The organism is Pseudomonas sp. m6p (genome assembly GCF_055760375.1).
Genome location: NZ_CM147084.1, coordinates 233,573 through 249,065, shown reverse-complemented (window position 1 = coordinate 249,065; position 15,493 = coordinate 233,573). Strand labels below are relative to the sequence as shown.

At 59.5% G+C, this 15,493-nt stretch carries 14 protein-coding genes and 1 pseudogene; 11 read left to right on the top strand and 4 right to left on the bottom strand.

Annotation, left to right across the window (positions count from 1 at the left end; translation table 11 throughout):
• Window positions 1-166 precede the first annotated feature (166 nt).
• The 3 genes from ACYZUM_RS01145 to fecA all read left to right on the top strand — a co-directional run bounded on the left by ACYZUM_RS01145 (window position 167) and on the right by fecA (window position 4,094).
• Entirely contained in the window at window positions 167-655 is a 489-nt protein-coding gene (locus ACYZUM_RS01145; RefSeq protein ID WP_108181725.1) for a sigma-70 family RNA polymerase sigma factor, read from the top strand.
• Complete coding sequence (locus ACYZUM_RS01140; RefSeq protein WP_108181724.1) at window positions 652-1,584, top strand: DUF4880 domain-containing protein; 933 nt, start codon at window positions 652-654, stop codon at window positions 1,582-1,584. The genes ACYZUM_RS01145 and ACYZUM_RS01140 overlap by 4 nt, the downstream gene beginning before the upstream one ends.
• A 176-nt stretch (window positions 1,585-1,760) precedes the next feature.
• Window positions 1,761-4,094 (top strand): TonB-dependent Fe(3+) dicitrate receptor FecA, encoded by a 2,334-nt coding sequence (gene fecA / locus ACYZUM_RS01135; RefSeq protein WP_108181723.1) that lies wholly within the window; start codon window positions 1,761-1,763, stop codon window positions 4,092-4,094.
• A gap of 214 nt (window positions 4,095-4,308) precedes the next feature.
• Here the strand turns inward: fecA and ACYZUM_RS01130 are convergent, their stop codons facing one another.
• Together ACYZUM_RS01130 and ACYZUM_RS01125 are read right to left on the bottom strand one after the other, a co-directional pair.
• Window positions 4,309-4,713 carry an HPF/RaiA family ribosome-associated protein gene (locus tag ACYZUM_RS01130; protein WP_007968091.1) on the bottom strand — a complete coding sequence of 135 codons (405 nt, stop codon included), beginning with the start codon at window positions 4,711-4,713 and terminating at the stop codon, window positions 4,309-4,311.
• Between the two features lie 200 nt (window positions 4,714-4,913).
• Complete coding sequence (locus ACYZUM_RS01125; RefSeq protein WP_007914183.1) at window positions 4,914-5,861, bottom strand: LysR substrate-binding domain-containing protein; 948 nt, start codon at window positions 5,859-5,861, stop codon at window positions 4,914-4,916.
• Window positions 5,862-5,996: 135 nt separating this feature from the next.
• On the opposite strand from ACYZUM_RS01125, the gene ACYZUM_RS01120 reads away from it, so the two are divergent.
• From ACYZUM_RS01120 to ACYZUM_RS01110, 3 genes are all read left to right on the top strand, one after another.
• Window positions 5,997-7,373 (top strand): L-serine ammonia-lyase, encoded by a 1,377-nt coding sequence (locus ACYZUM_RS01120; RefSeq protein ID WP_108181722.1) that lies wholly within the window; start codon window positions 5,997-5,999, stop codon window positions 7,371-7,373.
• A gap of 86 nt (window positions 7,374-7,459) precedes the next feature.
• Entirely contained in the window at window positions 7,460-8,761 is a 1,302-nt protein-coding gene (locus ACYZUM_RS01115) for an HAAAP family serine/threonine permease (RefSeq protein WP_108181721.1), read from the top strand.
• A 295-nt stretch (window positions 8,762-9,056) separates the two neighbouring features.
• Entirely contained in the window at window positions 9,057-9,374 is a 318-nt protein-coding gene (locus ACYZUM_RS01110) for a DUF3509 domain-containing protein (protein ID WP_108181719.1), read from the top strand.
• Here the strand turns inward: ACYZUM_RS01110 and ACYZUM_RS01105 are convergent.
• Together ACYZUM_RS01105 and ACYZUM_RS01100 are read right to left on the bottom strand one after the other, a co-directional pair.
• Window positions 9,371-9,871 carry a phosphate-starvation-inducible protein PsiE gene (locus ACYZUM_RS01105; protein WP_003221775.1) on the bottom strand — a complete coding sequence of 167 codons (501 nt, stop codon included), beginning with the start codon at window positions 9,869-9,871 and terminating at the stop codon, window positions 9,371-9,373. The genes ACYZUM_RS01110 and ACYZUM_RS01105 overlap by 4 nt on opposite strands.
• 322 nt (window positions 9,872-10,193) lie before the next feature.
• Window positions 10,194-10,889 carry an autoinducer binding domain-containing protein gene (locus tag ACYZUM_RS01100; RefSeq protein ID WP_473061226.1) on the bottom strand — a complete coding sequence of 232 codons (696 nt, stop codon included), beginning with the start codon at window positions 10,887-10,889 and terminating at the stop codon, window positions 10,194-10,196.
• A gap of 179 nt (window positions 10,890-11,068) precedes the next feature.
• On the opposite strand from ACYZUM_RS01100, the gene ACYZUM_RS01095 reads away from it, so the two are divergent.
• The 5 genes and pseudogenes from ACYZUM_RS01095 to ACYZUM_RS01075 all read left to right on the top strand — a co-directional run.
• Window positions 11,069-11,623, top strand: coding sequence for an acyl-homoserine-lactone synthase (locus ACYZUM_RS01095; protein WP_108181717.1), 555 nt, complete (start codon window positions 11,069-11,071; stop codon window positions 11,621-11,623).
• Between the two features lie 139 nt (window positions 11,624-11,762).
• Entirely contained in the window at window positions 11,763-13,007 is a 1,245-nt protein-coding gene (locus ACYZUM_RS01090; protein WP_108181716.1) for an AfsA-related hotdog domain-containing protein, read from the top strand.
• Window positions 13,004-14,152 (top strand): oxidoreductase, encoded by a 1,149-nt coding sequence (locus ACYZUM_RS01085; RefSeq protein ID WP_108181715.1) that lies wholly within the window; start codon window positions 13,004-13,006, stop codon window positions 14,150-14,152. Before ACYZUM_RS01090 ends, ACYZUM_RS01085 begins: the two co-directional genes overlap by 4 nt.
• 13 nt (window positions 14,153-14,165) lie before the next feature.
• Window positions 14,166-14,936, top strand: coding sequence for an SDR family NAD(P)-dependent oxidoreductase (locus ACYZUM_RS01080; protein ID WP_108181714.1), 771 nt, complete (start codon window positions 14,166-14,168; stop codon window positions 14,934-14,936).
• A 188-nt stretch (window positions 14,937-15,124) separates the two neighbouring features.
• Window positions 15,125-15,379, top strand: a pseudogene (locus tag ACYZUM_RS01075) (YebG family protein); the annotation flags it as partial.
• Window positions 15,380-15,493: the final 114 nt, after the last annotated feature.

Sequence of the window (15,493 nt, the reverse complement as noted above, 5' to 3'; positions counted from 1 at the left end):
AACGAAAAAACGTCCAGCCGATAAAGCCGAACCAACAGGCGAACAATATTAATGATAAATATTCTCATACGCAAAAGCATCTGATTGCCGGGCAGCGCTACACACCCCTACAATGCGAACAGTTCTTGTTCTCTAACGCATCGATCATGCGCCCGGAGTAATTCCCTTGTCGTCCGCCCATCCCGTCGAATCGCTTTACCACGACCACCACAGCTGGCTCACCGGCTGGTTGCGGCGCAGACTCGGCTGCCCGGACAGCGCCGCAGATCTGGCCCAGGACACCTTCATTCGCGTGCTCAGCGCCCGCGAACCTGCAGCGATCATCGAACCGCGCGCCTTTCTCACTACCCTCGCCAAACGCGTGCTGTTCAATCATTACCGTCGCCAGGACCTGGAACGCGCCTATCTCGAGTCCCTGGCGCAGATGCCGGAAATGGTTGCGCCATCGGAAGAAGACAAAGCGATCATCCTGCAAACCCTGATCGAGCTGGACCAGTTGCTCGATGGCTTGCCGCGCTTGGTCAAACGCGCCTTTTTGCTGGCGCAGGTCGATGGCCTGACTTATCCGCAAATCGCCGCCGAGCTGGGCATCTCCGTAGCCACGGTCAAGCGTCACTTGCAAAAAGCCGCCCTGCGCTGCTATTTCGCTTTATGAACCGCGCTCCGGATTTCTCTGCGCAAGTGGCCGAGCAGGCCGTGCACTGGTTGATGGAAATGCAGCAGGGGTCGCTCTCCCCGCGCCAGCAACAAGCCTGGCAACAATGGCTGGACGCCCACAGCGAACACCGTCGCGCGTGGGAGCACATGCAGCGGGTCAACCAGCGCTTGCGCGGTGTATCTTCGCCATTGGCCCATGCCGCGTTGAACGGGCCGAAGTCCTCCAGCCGCCGTCAGGCGCTCAAATTGCTCCTGCTTCTCGGTGCCGGTTCCGCCGTCACCTGGGGCATGCGCGAGCACAATCCGCTGCCGACGCTGCTCGCCGATTACCGCAGCCCGTTGGGTCAGCGCCGCAAGGTGGCGCTGGGCACGGGCAGCCAGTTGCAGCTCAATACCGCCAGTGCAGCGGACGTGGACAGCACGCAACGTCTGATCCGTCTGCTGGAAGGCGAGATCCTCCTGAGCACCACGCAAGCGTTCGAAGTGCGCACGGCGCAAGGGCTGTTGAAAACCGCTGCTGCCCGGCTCAACGTCCGGCAATTTGCCGATCGCACGCAGGTGGAGCTATTCGAAGGCCAGGTTGAATTGACCCGCCCCGGGCACGAGCCGGTGTGGCTGCCCATCGCCCGTCAACTGAGCTTCAGCGCCACCTCGATCAGCGAAGCCAAGCCACTGGACGCCAACAGCGGCGCCTGGGCCGACGGCATGTTGATCGCCGCGCACATGCGCCTGGGCGACTTCCTTGAAGAGCTCGGGCGCTACCGACGCGGCCAGTTGCATTGCGATGCGAAAGTGGCCGACTTGCTGATCTCCGGGACCTATCCACTGGACGACAGCGAGCGGATTCTGGATCTGCTGCAAATCAGTCTGCCGGTGAACGTACGGCGGTTTACCCGCTATTGGGTGAGCGTCGAAGCGCGGGCTTAGAGGCAAAATCCAAAGATCGCAGCCTGCGGCAGCTCCTACAGGATGTACATCAAGCCAATGTAGGAGCTGCCGAAGGCTGCGATCTTTTGCTCTCGAAAATAAATGAGCCGTTTTTCAGATCTGGCGTGACAGAGAAGGAAAGCCCCCTTGATTCAACCTTCTCAGGATCAACCTTCATGCACCCCACCCGCCTCACGCCACTGGCCCGCCGCCTGCGCAACCTCGTACTGGGCGCCAGCCTGAGTTTCAGCGTCCTGCCCGCCGCGATGGCCGCCGAAACCAAGGTTTACCACATCGCCCCGGCGTCGCTGGAAAATGCCCTCAACCAGTTTGGTCGTGAAGCCGGCGTCCTGATTTCCTTCGGCTCGCAGATCACCAGCGGCGTGCAAAGTCGTGGCCTGGAAGGCAGCTACACCGCCGCCCAAGGTCTCGAGGCACTGCTCGAAGGCACCGGCCTGCAAGCCCGCGCCGAAGGTAACAACGCGTTCAGCCTGCAACCGGTCGGCGACACCGCGCTGGAGCTGGACGCCTCGAAAGTCGTCGGTGACTGGCTCGGTGACGCGGCGCAGGTCAACGTGTTCGAGCATCCGGGCGCCCGCGACGTGATCCGCCGTGAAGACTTCGAACGCCAAGGCGCGACCCAGGCGCGCGATGTGCTCAACCGCATCCCCGGGGTCAACGCGCCGGAAAACAACGGCACCGGGAGCCACGACATGGCGCTGAACTTTGGCATTCGCGGTCTTAACCCGCGCCTGGCTGCACGTTCGACGGTACTGATGGACGGCATTCCCGTGCCGTTCGCCCCTTACGGCCAGCCACAGTTGTCGTTTGCGCCGATCAGCATGGGCAACATGGACGCGGTGGATGTGGTGCGTGGCGGCGGCGCGGTACGTTACGGCCCGCAAAACGTCGGCGGTGTGGTCAACTTCGTCACCCGTGCCATCCCCGATGAGCCGACGGTCAAGGGTGGGTTCCAGACAGAAACCAGTCCGTCGTCGAGCCATGACGGCTTCAAGACCAGCGCCAATCTGCTGGCCGGCGGCACCCATGCCAACGGTCTGGGCGGCGCGTTGCTGTACTCTGGCACTCGCGGTGGCGACTGGCGTGAACACAGCGACAGCGAGATCGACGACCTGATTCTCAAGGGCAAATACCAGCTCGACGAGGCCAACAGCTTCAACGCCATGGCCCAGTATTACGAAGGCAAGGCCGACATGCCCGGTGGCCTGAGCGTCGCCGATTACGACGCCGACCCGTACCAGTCGACGCGCTTGAAAGACCAGTTCTGGGGTCGCCGGACGATGTTCAACTTTGGCTATCGCTATCAGGAAGATCGCCGCGAATTCACCGCCAACACCTTCTTCACCAAAACCCTGCGTAGCGGTTATCTGGACCAGGGCAGCTTTCTCTCGCTGTCGCCGCGTGAGTATTGGGTACGCGGTTTCGAAACGCGCTTCGCCCAAGGTTTTGATCTCGGCCCGACCAGCCATGAAGTCGGCGTCGGCTACCGCTACATCAACGAGGCCGGCCACGAGTTGCGCTATCGCACGCCGATCAGCAGCAACCAATACCCGACCACCAACAGCCGCAACGACCGCGACACCCGAGGTGGCACTGAAGCCAATGCGTTGTTCGTCGACGATCGCATCGACATCGGCAAATGGACCATCACCCCGGGCGTGCGCTACGAGATGATCGAGTCGCAGCAGACCAACAATCTGACCAACGTCAAATACCAAGGCGACTACAACACCGCGCTGCCGGCACTGAACGTGCTGTATCACCTGACCGACAGCTGGAATCTGTACGCCAACACCGAAGGCTCGTTCGGCAGCGTGCAGTACAGCCAGATGCCTAACCGCGTGAGCAGCGGCGAAGTGAAACCGGAGAAGGCTCGCACCTGGGAACTCGGTACCCGTTACGACAACGGTGCATTGCGCGCGGAGATCGGTGCATTCCTGATCAACTTCGACAACCAGTACGAAAGCAATCAGACCAACGATTCGGTAATTGCCCGTGGCGAGACCCGCCATCAGGGCATTGAGACCAGCGTCAATTACGCGCTGGATGACTTGAGCCCGGCACTGGCCGGTTTCGATGTGTACGCCACTTATGCCTATGTCGACGCGACGATCCGCGAAGACGGGCCGAACAAGGGCAACCGCGTGCCGTTCTCCTCGAAACACAAAGGCACAATTGGCGTCGGCTACACCGAAGGGCCATGGAAGCTCAACTTTGACAGCAGCTTCCAGAGTGACCAGTTCGCCGACAACGCCAACACCTCCAAGGAAAGTGCTGACGGCAGCACCGGCAAGATCCCCGGCTACATGCTGTTCAGCAGCCGCGCCGGTTACGACTTCGGCCCGCAACTGTCGGATCTGAACGTGGCAGTGGGGGTGAAGAACATCTTCAACACGCAGTATTTCACCCGCTCGTTTGACGACAACAACAAGGGCAAGTACGTGGGTGAACCGCGCACGGTGTATGTACAAACGTCTGTAGCTTTCTAAAAGAACTGTGGCGAGGGAGCTTGCTCCCGCTCGGCTGCGAAGCAGCCGTAAATCCTGCTAATGCGGTCTGGCTGTTGAACGCCTTTGCAGGTTTTGGGGCCGCTTCGCAGCCCAGCGGGAGCAAGCTCCCTCGCCACACTGTTCAGCAACACAAACAAAAACGGGCCTGCTTGCGCAGGCCCGTTCTCATGGGGTGGCTTGAAAAATCAGCGCATCAACTGTTGATCGCTGCCTGTTCGTTCTCCAGAAACTCTTCTTCCAGCAGTGCGTCGTTCGCCTTGCTGAATGGCACGATGGCAGCGCGCGGTTTGCCCCGCAGTTTGCCAAACAGGTGCTCCAGCGCATGTTCCAGTTTTTCGGCTGCACCGTCGATCGCCTGTTCCAGCGAATCGGCTTTATGGGTGACGGAAATCGGTTGATGGCCTTTTGGCCGCGCTTCCAGTTGGCAGCGCAAGTCATGGGGACCTGGTTTGTCGCCGTTCTCGTCGCTCAGGTGGACTTCGACACGGGTCAGGTCTTCTTCATAACGGTCGAGCGTGCTCTCAATGGTTGTACGTACCCACTCCTCCAGTCGTTTACTGCTTTGAATATGGTTATCGCTGTTGACTTGGATTTGCATAGTTCATCCCTTATTTCAGCTAGCTCGCGAGAGGCCTTGAATTGAATTTCCTGACCCCTTGGTTACAACAATCGGCCCGACTGACGAACATTTCAACCCCTGAAAAAAGATAAATATTCATTCGCAAAAAAAGCCGGACAACCGAGCAAGTCACTGGTAAGGTCGGGAGTTGGGTTGCCTCGCAACCCTGCAAAATCTGCTCACAATTGCCCGTCGTTCAACGGATGCAAACTGCGGAAAATCCCCGCTTCCTCCACTAGCCAGTCATGCACCGCACGCACGCCCGGATGGCTCAACGCCCCCGGCGCATACAGCAGCACGTAGCGTTTGTGGTTGGGCACCGACAGGCCGAATGGAACAATCAACGTCCCACGCTCCAGCTCATCGTTGAGCAACGTGCGCCGGGCAATCGCCACGCCCATGCCGGCGATCGCCGCTTCGATGGTCAGGTGATTGCGATTGAACGTGTGCCCCCGCCGTACGTCGGCGCCTTCAAAGCCAATCGCATTCAGATAGAACTCCCACTCCGCGTATTCATAACTGCCGCGCCAGGCGGTGATGTCGTGCAACAACGGGAAATGCACCAGATCCGCCGGCCCATGCAGCGGCGGGCGCCCGCGCAACAGGCTCGGCGCGCACACCGGGAAAATCTGCTCATCGAGCAAGGCTGTGGATAACAGCCCCGGGTAGCTGCCGTCGTTCAGGTCAATCGCCAGATCGAAATCGCCCTCGTGCAACGGCACGCTGCTGTCCTCGGCCACCAGCCGCAACTGGATGTCCGGATAGCGCTGTTGCAGTCGCGGCAGACGCGGGGTCAGCCATTTGCTCAGGAACGACGGAATCGAACGCACCCGCAAAATTCCGCTGATCATCCCGGCATCCAGACGACGCAATTCAGCATCGATGCTGCCGTAGGCCTCATTGACGGTGATGGCCAGCCGCTGGCCTTCCGCACTCAACTCGACCCCTCGCGCCCGGCGATGGAAAAGGCGAAAACCAAGACGCTCTTCCAACTGACGAATCTGCTGGCTGACCGCCCCCGGAGTGATGTGCAGCTCTTCCGCGCAACGGGTGAAAGACAGGTGCCGCGCGGCACAGGAAAACACCTGCAGCCAGACGTAGGTCTGGGCGTGCAATTGACGACTCATCGTTTAGTCCTGCTAAAGGCTTTCTTAGGAAGTTTCGTTGGTCACGTAGGACCGAGGTGGGCAGTATCGCCGACATTGCGCTTGTCCTACAAAAAATGGCAGCGATTCCTACTCCATTGCTTGTAAGGGTTTAGCATGGCTATCAGTGTTTTCGATCTATTCAAAGTCGGCATCGGTCCGTCCAGTTCCCACACCGTCGGCCCGATGCGCGCCGCCGCGACCTTCGCTCAGGCGTTGATCGAGCAACGCCTGCTCAACGATGTGCGCCGCGTGGAAATCCGTTTATACGGCTCGTTGTCGGCCACCGGCGTCGGCCACGCCACCGACCGCGCCACCGTCATGGGCCTGATGGGCGAATGGCCGGACAGCATTGATCCGGCGACCATCGACCCACGCATTCAGCAACTGCGCGAAAGCGGCCAGTTGCTTCTGGCGGGTCAGAGAGAAATTTCCTTCAACTGGCAGCACGATCTCCTGCTACTGGACGAAAGCCTGCCCTACCACCCCAACGCCATGTCGCTGACAGCCTTTGGCGAAAGCGCCGAGCTGTTCACGCAAACGTACTACTCGATTGGCGGCGGTTTCATCATCGAAGCGGCGCAAGCCGAGTCCGGTGTGGCGCCGGCCGGCGACGTGGTGTTGCCGTACGATTTTTCCAGCGCCGCCGAACTGCTGAGCCTGTGCAAGCAGCACAACTTGCGCGTGTCGGAGCTGATGATGGCCAACGAACGGGCCTGGCGCAGCGACGCTGAAATCCGTAACGGCCTGCTGCACATCTGGTCGGTGATGCGCGAGTGTGTCGAACAGGGCCTGCGCCACGAAGGCATCCTGCCCGGTGGGCTGAACGTGCCGCGCCGCGCGGCGAAATTGCACCGCAGCCTGCTGGAAATCGGCAAGCCGAATGTCATCAGTTCGACGCTGTCGGCGATGGAGTGGGTCAATCTTTTCGCCCTCGCCGTTAACGAAGAGAACGCTGCCGGCGGGCGCATGGTGACCGCGCCGACCAATGGCGCGGCCGGGATCATTCCGGCGGTGCTGCACTACTACATGAAATTCAACCCGGACGCTTCTGACGATGACGTGGTCGCGTTCTTCATGGGCGCCGCCGCTGTCGGCATTCTGTGTAAGAAAAATGCCTCGATCTCCGGCGCTGAAGTCGGCTGCCAGGGCGAAGTCGGTTCGGCCTGCGCGATGGCCGCGGCGGGCCTCGCTGAAGTGCTGGGTGCAACCCCGGAACAACTGGAGAACGCCGCTGAAATCGGCCTGGAACACAACCTCGGCCTGACCTGCGACCCGGTCGGCGGCCTGGTACAGGTGCCGTGCATCGAGCGCAATGCCATCGCCGCCGTGAAGGCGATCAATGCCACACAAATGGCCCTGCGCGGCGACGGCAAACACTTCATTTCCCTCGACCGGGTGATCCGCACCATGCGCGACACGGGCGCCGACATGCACGACAAATACAAAGAGACTTCACGGGGCGGCCTGGCCGTGAGCTGGGTGGAGTGCTGACGCGCATTCCCTGAGCGCCCCGGCAGGCCGCAGACAGCGGCCTGCCAAACGTGAGCCCGAGCAAAAATAATAACGAGGCAAAAACGATGACCGATGTACGTACACCTGCTGCCGAAAATCCCGCTGTAGATCGCACGCGCAACACCGAAACTGCTCACAAGGGCTGGAGCAAATCCGACACCACCTGGATGCTCGGTCTGTACGGCACCGCGATTGGTGCCGGCACATTGTTCCTGCCTATCAATGCCGGCGTCGGCGGTTTCTGGCCGTTGCTGATTCTGGCGCTGCTGGCCTTCCCGATGACCTTCTTCGCCCACCGAGGCCTGACCCGCTTCGTGCTGTCCGGGCGTTCCGGCGACATCACCGAAGTCGTCGAAGAACACTTCGGTATCGGCGCCGGCAAGCTGATTACCTTGCTGTATTTCTTCGCGATTTTTCCGATCCTGCTGGTGTACAGCGTGGCGCTGACCAACACCCTGAGCAGTTTTCTCGAACACCAGTTGCACATCGCCCCGCCACCACGGGCAATCCTGTCGCTGGTGCTGATCCTCGGCCTGATGGCGATCGTGCGCTGCGGCCAGAACGTGATCGTCAAAGCCATGAGCGTGCTGGTTTACCCGTTCGTCGCCGCGCTGCTGTTACTCGGCCTCAGTTTGATTCCGAACTGGAACGGCGCGTTCTTCGCCAGCGCTCAAGAGCCAATGCCGCTGTCGACGTTCCTCAAGACCCTGTGGCTGGCGATCCCGGTGATGGTGTTCTCGTTCAACCATTCGCCGATCATCTCCGCCTTCGCGGTCGATCAGAAACAGCGTTACGGCGCGGAAGCCGAACGCAAGAGCAGCGGCATCCTCGCCATGGCCCACGGCATGATGGTGGTGACGGTGATGTTCTTCTGCTTCAGTTGCGTACTGGCGCTGTCGCCGGCGGATCTTGCAGCAGCGAAGGCGCAGAACATATCGATCCTGTCGTACCTGGCCAACCACTTCCAGACCCCGGTCATCGCCTACGCCGCACCGCTGATTGCGCTGGTGGCGATCACCAAATCCTTCCTCGGCCACTACATCGGCGCCAGCGAAGGCTTTCAGGGCATGATCGTCAAGAGTTTGCGTGGCCGTGGCAAGGTGATGTCGGCGAGCTGGCTGAACCGTGCGACCGCGCTGTTCATGATCCTCAGTTGCTGGGCCGTGGCCACCTTCAACCCGAGCATCCTCGGCATGATCGAAACCCTTGGCGGGCCGGTGATCGCCTGCCTGTTGTTCCTGATGCCGATGTACGCCATCCGCCGCGTGCCAGCCTTGCGCCAGTACTCGGGACAGGCGTCCAACGTGTTCGTGGTGCTGATCGGCCTGATTGCACTGTCGGCGATCATCTACTCGGTTCTGCCCTGAAACGGGCCACAAATGACAAAGGCGAGCCATGAGCTCGCCTTTTTTATGCCGTATCCATTGTCCAACAATTTTCCCGGCACAGCCCTTGCAATTCCTATGTAGGAGCTGCCGCAGGCTGCGATCTTTTGATCTTTGTGACCGAAGTCAAAACAGCGCAGATCAAAAGATCGCAGCCTTCGGCAGCTCCTACAAAACGCAACAACACAGGCCACGGAATCGCCGATGATCAGGTATTGCGAACCAACCCGATCACGGCCGGTCAACAACTGCACGTTCAATCAGGCGGTGACGCATCATGGACAACCCTTTTCAGATCATTACCGATGCCTTCGCGCCGGACTATCAGATCAACCTGAGCATTCAGGGACTGGACGGCAGCATCATGCTGACCCTGTCCAACAGCGGCCGGATCGTCGCCAAACGGATGATCAGCGCCGAACAGCGCAACGACCCGGTACGGCTTAAGCGGCTGGTGCAAAGCATTCAATTCGGCATTGCCATCGAACAGGGCCACAGTGCTATGGCGATCCTCGAAGCGATGACCAGCGGCGACGGGCTGCCCCCGCCACCGCAGCAGAACAACGGCCAGCCTCGGCCGTCGATGGGCCTTTAAAGCTCGCCCTTCTCGATCTCGGGGTGTTCACCGGAACCGGCGCCGAGTTTGCGTTGCGGTTTTTCGATCTTCACCGACGGAAATTGCGACGAGGCGTAACGCACCACCAGAATCGAGAACGCCAGCAGCAGAATGCCGCCGCACAGGTAGATGATGCCCATGTCCGGCGGGTTGTGGTGCGAGACGTTGGAGATCAGCAGGCGAGTCAGCGCAGTGATCGCCACGTAGATCAGGAAGCGCACCGGCATGTGGTTGGTCTTGAAGTAAATCCCGACCATTGCGCCCAGTTCCAGATAGATGAACAGCAACAGAATGTCATCGATCTTGATGTGGCCTTCTTCGAGCATGCCGAGAAATTCCATCACCGCCGCCCACGCGGTCACCGCACCGATGGCGAACAGCGCCAGGTAGTGGAAGGTCTCGACAAACAGGTTGCCCAGGGACTCGGCCAGTTGATGCACGTTTTGCCGCAATTTCTCGGCCCAGTTGATTTTCACGATGATGTTCCTTAGCCCGATGCGAGCGGATGATGCCGGTTGGACGTGACGGTTTTCCGTATGCGCTGTGCGCCATGCAGAAACGAGGCCACGCATCATGGCGAGCCGGGATGAAACCTGCGCCGTGGCGTTTGGTCGCACCGTTGAACAGGCATCGTCGACAGGAATGATTGTGACGATCCAACTAAAGTTTCTTGATAAGTTCGTTACGCTGAAAAAGCATTAGCTTATAAATGAAATATTGTTAACCGGGTCATTCTGTGAACTCGCGCACACTCCCCGGTAATTCACCAGTTAGTTATCGAATAAATTATTCGTGTAATTATTTCCAGAGCAGGCCCATCAGCGAAGCTTTAACGGCAGCGGCGATTTTGTTTTGGCAACCGAGTTTCTTCAGGCAATGGTTTATATGGAAGTTTACGGTCCTTTTGCTGATGCCGAGGATCACCGAAACATCGTCCGATGACTTTCCGTCAGCGGTCCATTGCAGAATTTCCTTTTCCCTTTGCGACAGTTCTATGGGTACCGGGATTACCGAATCGGCGCCGCGCATCTGCAGGCGCGTCAGGCCCAGATGGGTGATCTGGGCCAGCCATGAAAGCGCTGCCTGCTTGGTTTCGAGTTCCAGTGCGGTGATCGCTTCGCTGCCCCGGGCAAACGTCACCAGCCCTTGAGTTTCGCTGTTCAGCAGCGTCTGCCCCCAACCTTCGCAGATGCCATGAGCATGCGCTTCCTGCCAGAATTCGGGCGCCTGAGCCTTGAGTTCAGCATCCCACAGCACCGGTTTCACGCTGCGCATTGCGCGCATCACGTAAGGGTCGATGTCCAGGTAACGATTGGCGGAATAGGCAGCTTGCCAGGCCGGCGAATAGTTATTGGCGAGAAACAGGCAAGGTTTGGTGATGGGGAAAAGCCTGCGTGAACCATAGGCCACATAATCAAACTCCAACTGCCTGGCAACGGTCTTGATATTGTCGAACAACAACTCGACATCCGTTGCAGACATGGCGTTTTCCAACAGTTCAGCCTGCCAATATGACATAGAGATTCCTTTCCCACAGTTATTGCTGTCGGCCTCTTGCCAACATGCCTAGCATATTTCCAAATGTTTCCGCTAGCTGTCAAGGGTGACAGGTAGTCTGCGAGCGCAGTGTGCACTTTAATCGCCACCCAACCAATCACTAAACGGAATCTGTGATGGATTATTTGTCAGGACGTTATGACCAGTTGACGACAGTAAAGCGTCAACGCTTGGCTCAATATCGCTATCAGGTCTTTGTCGAACGCCTCGGCTGGCAATTATCAACACCGGACGATTTCGAGTTTGATCAGTTCGACCACAGCGGCACCCATTACATTGTTGCGCAAGAAGAAGACGGCAACATCAAAGGTTGCGCACGCCTGTTGCCGACCACCCAGCCGTATTTGCTGAGTGAGGTGTTCACCGCGTTGCTCGGTGACCAGCCTGCACCGTGCGGCGATGACATCTGGGAGCTGTCACGCTTCACCTCACTGGACCTCGATGCCGAGGGCGGCAAAAACGAACAAGTGATGTCCGACGAAAATACCGTCGGCCTGTTCATGGCCACGCTCGAGTACGCCCGAACCTGCGGCGTTTCACATCTGGTGTCGGTGTCCCCGGTTGCCATCGGCCGCCTGCTCAAACGCGGCGGTATTGACTACAAATGGCTGGCGCCGCCTCAGGTCCTGGACAACCGAACCCTCGGCGCCTGCTACATCACGGTGCAGTAAAACTGCCCGACACGCGATAACAAAAAAACACATCAACTGAAGCTGCTGACACGCGTCGAGCAGCACCTTTCGGTGTGGGTCGATTTCACGCCATGGATAGCAACTGCCTTAAACCAACGTTCAACACAGAGGGATGATCATGATCGACATGCACAGGAAAGTTGCCAAAGACATCGTCCACAAGGGCCACGATGACGATGTGCTGATTTACGACGCTCACCACTTGCTGCCGGCCTGGCTGCCTGCGGCCATCGTGCAACGGGCGAACCTTGATCCGATGGATCTGGAGGTTATCAATCAGGCCTATCGGTTGGACAGCGAGCGACTGGTGCTGCGTTCACTGCCAACCATCATCGACCTGCAGGCGCTCGAAGAGGCGGGCCTGTCGGACTGTCTGCCGGAGCTGCTGACGAATTACGAAAAGACCACCGACCACCTGATCCTCAGCGGCGTCTGGGTGTTGGAAAGCACCGAAGCCAAACTGGCGCGACTGCCCGGTTGCGGCAATGGCCTGAGCCTCGATCAGCGCCGACAGGTGCATGACGTCCTGAAAACCCTGGACGGTTGCCCGCAACAGGGCCTGCTGTATTTCACCCTGTTCAACGACACCGCCAATTACTTTTTCTACCGCAAGCACCACGAGCACGTCCCGGGCCTGATGCTGATCGAAGCGGCACGCCAGGCCATGTACGCGCAGTTCTACGAGCACAGCGGTTACGCCCGCGGCGAGGTGTCGATTTCCATCGTTGATCTGCTGTCGAGTTTTCCCCGTTACACCGAGTCTTCGTTTCAGGTGGATGTGCTGGTCGGCGACTACGAGGGCATGGCCCAGCCACGGGCGCGCAAGGTCGACAAGCGTGCGCGCTTCTTTCAGCGCGGCGAACTGGTGGCCGACATTCGCCTGCATGGCGAAGTGATCAAGATGCCGGTGTTCAAGCGAATGCGGAATATCAACATCGACCCGGCCTGCTGGTTCCGCCCGCTCAAGGGCATACGCCATGAAGTGCTGGTGCGCCTGGATTCCGGTCGTCACCTCTCCGCCCGTCTGGAGCTGCTGTCGATGGCCGGGCTGCAAGTGCAATGCGACAGTCCGCTTGACGCCTCCGAGCGCGGACACGTCTACCTGTACCTGGAAAACGAAGGGATGCTCAGCCTGCCATTGCAATCGCTGCACGCCAGCGACGCGACAAAGGCCGGCACGCTCAAACTGCACCTGGCAGAGCTGGATTCGCCGTTGCGCTTCAAGTGGCGCGAGGTGCTCAAACAATTCGCTTACTTCTCCCACGAAGAAACCGCCCCGGCCCCGGCGCCCGCTCTCGGACAACCGGTGTGGATAACCTTCGATCAGACCACCGCAATGCCCGAACACAGGAAGGAAGCATGATGACGCGCTATCCCCACGTGCTGGAGCCGCTGCGGCTGGCCGGCGGGCTGGAGTTGCGCAATCGGCTGTTCTTCGCGTCGATGGGCGTGGACCTGGCCGATCACAGCGGGTGCGTGACGCCCGCCATGATCGAGTTTTATCAGGGCATCATGGAGGGCGGCTGCTCCATGGCGTTTCTGTGCAACGCCACGGTCTCGCCGCAGTCGCGTCTACAGAGCACCGGGCTCGGCCTGTTCGAGGCGCATCAGGGCGAATCGCTCAGGGCGATGTTCGCCATGGCCGAGCAGGTCAACACGCCGGTGGGTGTGCAACTGCAACATTACGGCGGCCAGGGCACCACCACGCACACCGGGGTTGCCGTGCTGACCCCAAGCGGCGTGCCCTGCCCGCGCGTGTCGAAACTTGATCCGGATTATCGCGTGCGGATCATGGACGAAACCGACATCGCCCTGGTGATCGAGCAGTTCGCCCACTCCGCCTGGCTGGCCTGGACCAACGGCGCACGCCTGGTGCAGTTGCAGGCGTCCAACGGCTACCTGCTGAGCAGCTTTCTTTCACCGCACACCAACAAGCGCACCGACCGCTATGGCGGCAGCGAAGAGAACCGCGCGCGGCTGTTGCTCGACGTGGTCAGGGCCATCCGCGAGCGCACCCAGGGCCAATTGATCGTCACCATTCGTCTGGGCATCGACGACCGCCTGGGCGCGGAAGGGCTGCAATATCCGGACCTCAAGGAAACCGTTCAAGCGCTCTGTCAGGCCGGCGTTGCCGCGCTGGAATGTTCGATGTGCATGGGCGCGACCTTCGGCCAGTTGATCGTGCACTCCGAGACCATGGACCACTACCTGCAAGCCGGCGTGCGGGCGATCAAGTCCGTGGCGACAGTGCCGGTGGGGTACGCCGGTTTCATCGACGGTCTGGACAAGGCCGAGCAGTTGCTGGCCGACGGCGTATGCGATTGGGTGGGCATGTCGCGGGCGCTGTTTGCCGACAACGACCTGATCAACAAAACCCTGCAGGGCCGCTCCGCCGATATCCACAAATGCCGGTGGGACAGCCAGTGCTTCAGCGACAAGAGCAATCCGCGACTGGATCGGGTGTATTGCTGCGTGAACCCGAAATATTTACGCCCCGCGTTGGCATAAGGAGATGCGACATATGTACGATTTTCTGGGAAAAGTATGCCTGGTCACCGGCGGCACCAGCGGCATTGGCGAGACCGTCAGCGAACGCCTGATCAAGGCCGGCGCCGATGTGATCGTGTTCGGCCGGGACGAGGAAAAAGGCGCGGCGCTGGCCGATCGGCTGGGTGAACACTGCCGCTTCATCGCCTGCGATGTCGGTGATCCGGCGCAGGTCGAGCAGGCGTTCGCGACCATTCGTTCGGTCTACGGCCGCCTCGATTGCGCGTTCAACAATGCCGGCGTGACCGCCAAGTACGGAGCGCTCGCGCAATCGTGCCCGGATGACTGGATGAAGGTGATGAACATCAACGTCAACGGCACCTACCACTGCATGCGTCATGAACTGCAACTGATGCTCGACCGCGGCACCGGGGCCATCGTCAACACCTCGTCCTGCGCCGGCGTGGTGCCGATTGGCGGCCAGGTGGCCTATGTCGCCAGCAAGCAGGCGATCAATGGCATGACCCAGGTGGCGTCGATCGAAAATGCGCGGCTGGAAGACGGTGGCTGCATTCGCGTCAATGCGGTCGCCCCGGGGCCGATCCTCGGCGGCATGAACAGCGAGGCACGCCTGAAAGCCGCACCGGAAAACACCCAGCGCAAAATCAACGTGACGTCGATGAAACGCTTCGGCACGGCGGACGAAGTGGCCAACGCGGTGCTCTGGCTGCTCAGCGATCAATCCGCATACGTCACGGGTGTGATCATGCCCATCGATGGGGGTTACGCCAGCGGCAAGTTCTGACATCAAATAAACCAACGACCCGCCGTGTGCGGGTCGTTTTGTTTGAGGGGCGTAAATCAGGAAAATCGCCGAATCCGGTCTACATTGAAAAGCCACTACCCAAAGCGCAGGGATTCGCTTATCCTTTCGCTGTATATAAATACAGTAGTCGCTAAGACAACTAAATGTGAAGGCATGTGAGGTGGTGAATGGCCGTCGAAGTGGTATACCGCAGCAGCCGAGATCTGGAGCGCTTGTTCATGGATAAAGCCGAAGCTGACCGTCATGACAAAATGCTCGAACTGGCCGAGATGCTGTCCGAAGTGTTGCAAAAAGCCGTGCCGTCGCTGAACGAGCAACAGGTTGAAGAAGTCGGGATCTACATGGCGAAGAACCGCGATGTGTTCGCCAAGGCGTTCAAGAGCCAGCCTGATGCGCTGTCGGAGCTGATCAATGCACCGGCAGAAGTAGTCGAAAAAAACGAAGCAGCTGAGCCGGAAGAAGCTCCAGTGAAGCCGGTTAAAGCGGCGAAAGCTGCCAAGTAACCACGTTTGAATCGAAAAGATCGCAGCCTGCGG

Coding starts and splice junctions, on each gene's coding strand:
- ACYZUM_RS01120 (WP_108181722.1), top strand. CDS start 5,997: ATGGCTATCAGTGTTTTCGATCTATTCAAAGTCGGCATCGGTCCGTCC.
- ACYZUM_RS01095 (WP_108181717.1), top strand. CDS start 11,069: ATGGATTATTTGTCAGGACGTTATGACCAGTTGACGACAGTAAAGCGT.
- fecA (WP_108181723.1), top strand. CDS start 1,761: ATGCACCCCACCCGCCTCACGCCACTGGCCCGCCGCCTGCGCAACCTC.
- ACYZUM_RS01130 (WP_007968091.1), bottom strand. CDS start 4,713: ATGCAAATCCAAGTCAACAGCGATAACCATATTCAAAGCAGTAAACGA.
- ACYZUM_RS01090 (WP_108181716.1), top strand. CDS start 11,763: ATGATCGACATGCACAGGAAAGTTGCCAAAGACATCGTCCACAAGGGC.
- ACYZUM_RS01080 (WP_108181714.1), top strand. CDS start 14,166: ATGTACGATTTTCTGGGAAAAGTATGCCTGGTCACCGGCGGCACCAGC.
- ACYZUM_RS01140 (WP_108181724.1), top strand. CDS start 652: ATGAACCGCGCTCCGGATTTCTCTGCGCAAGTGGCCGAGCAGGCCGTG.
- ACYZUM_RS01085 (WP_108181715.1), top strand. CDS start 13,004: ATGATGACGCGCTATCCCCACGTGCTGGAGCCGCTGCGGCTGGCCGGC.
- ACYZUM_RS01115 (WP_108181721.1), top strand. CDS start 7,460: ATGACCGATGTACGTACACCTGCTGCCGAAAATCCCGCTGTAGATCGC.
- ACYZUM_RS01125 (WP_007914183.1), bottom strand. CDS start 5,861: ATGAGTCGTCAATTGCACGCCCAGACCTACGTCTGGCTGCAGGTGTTT.
- ACYZUM_RS01110 (WP_108181719.1), top strand. CDS start 9,057: ATGGACAACCCTTTTCAGATCATTACCGATGCCTTCGCGCCGGACTAT.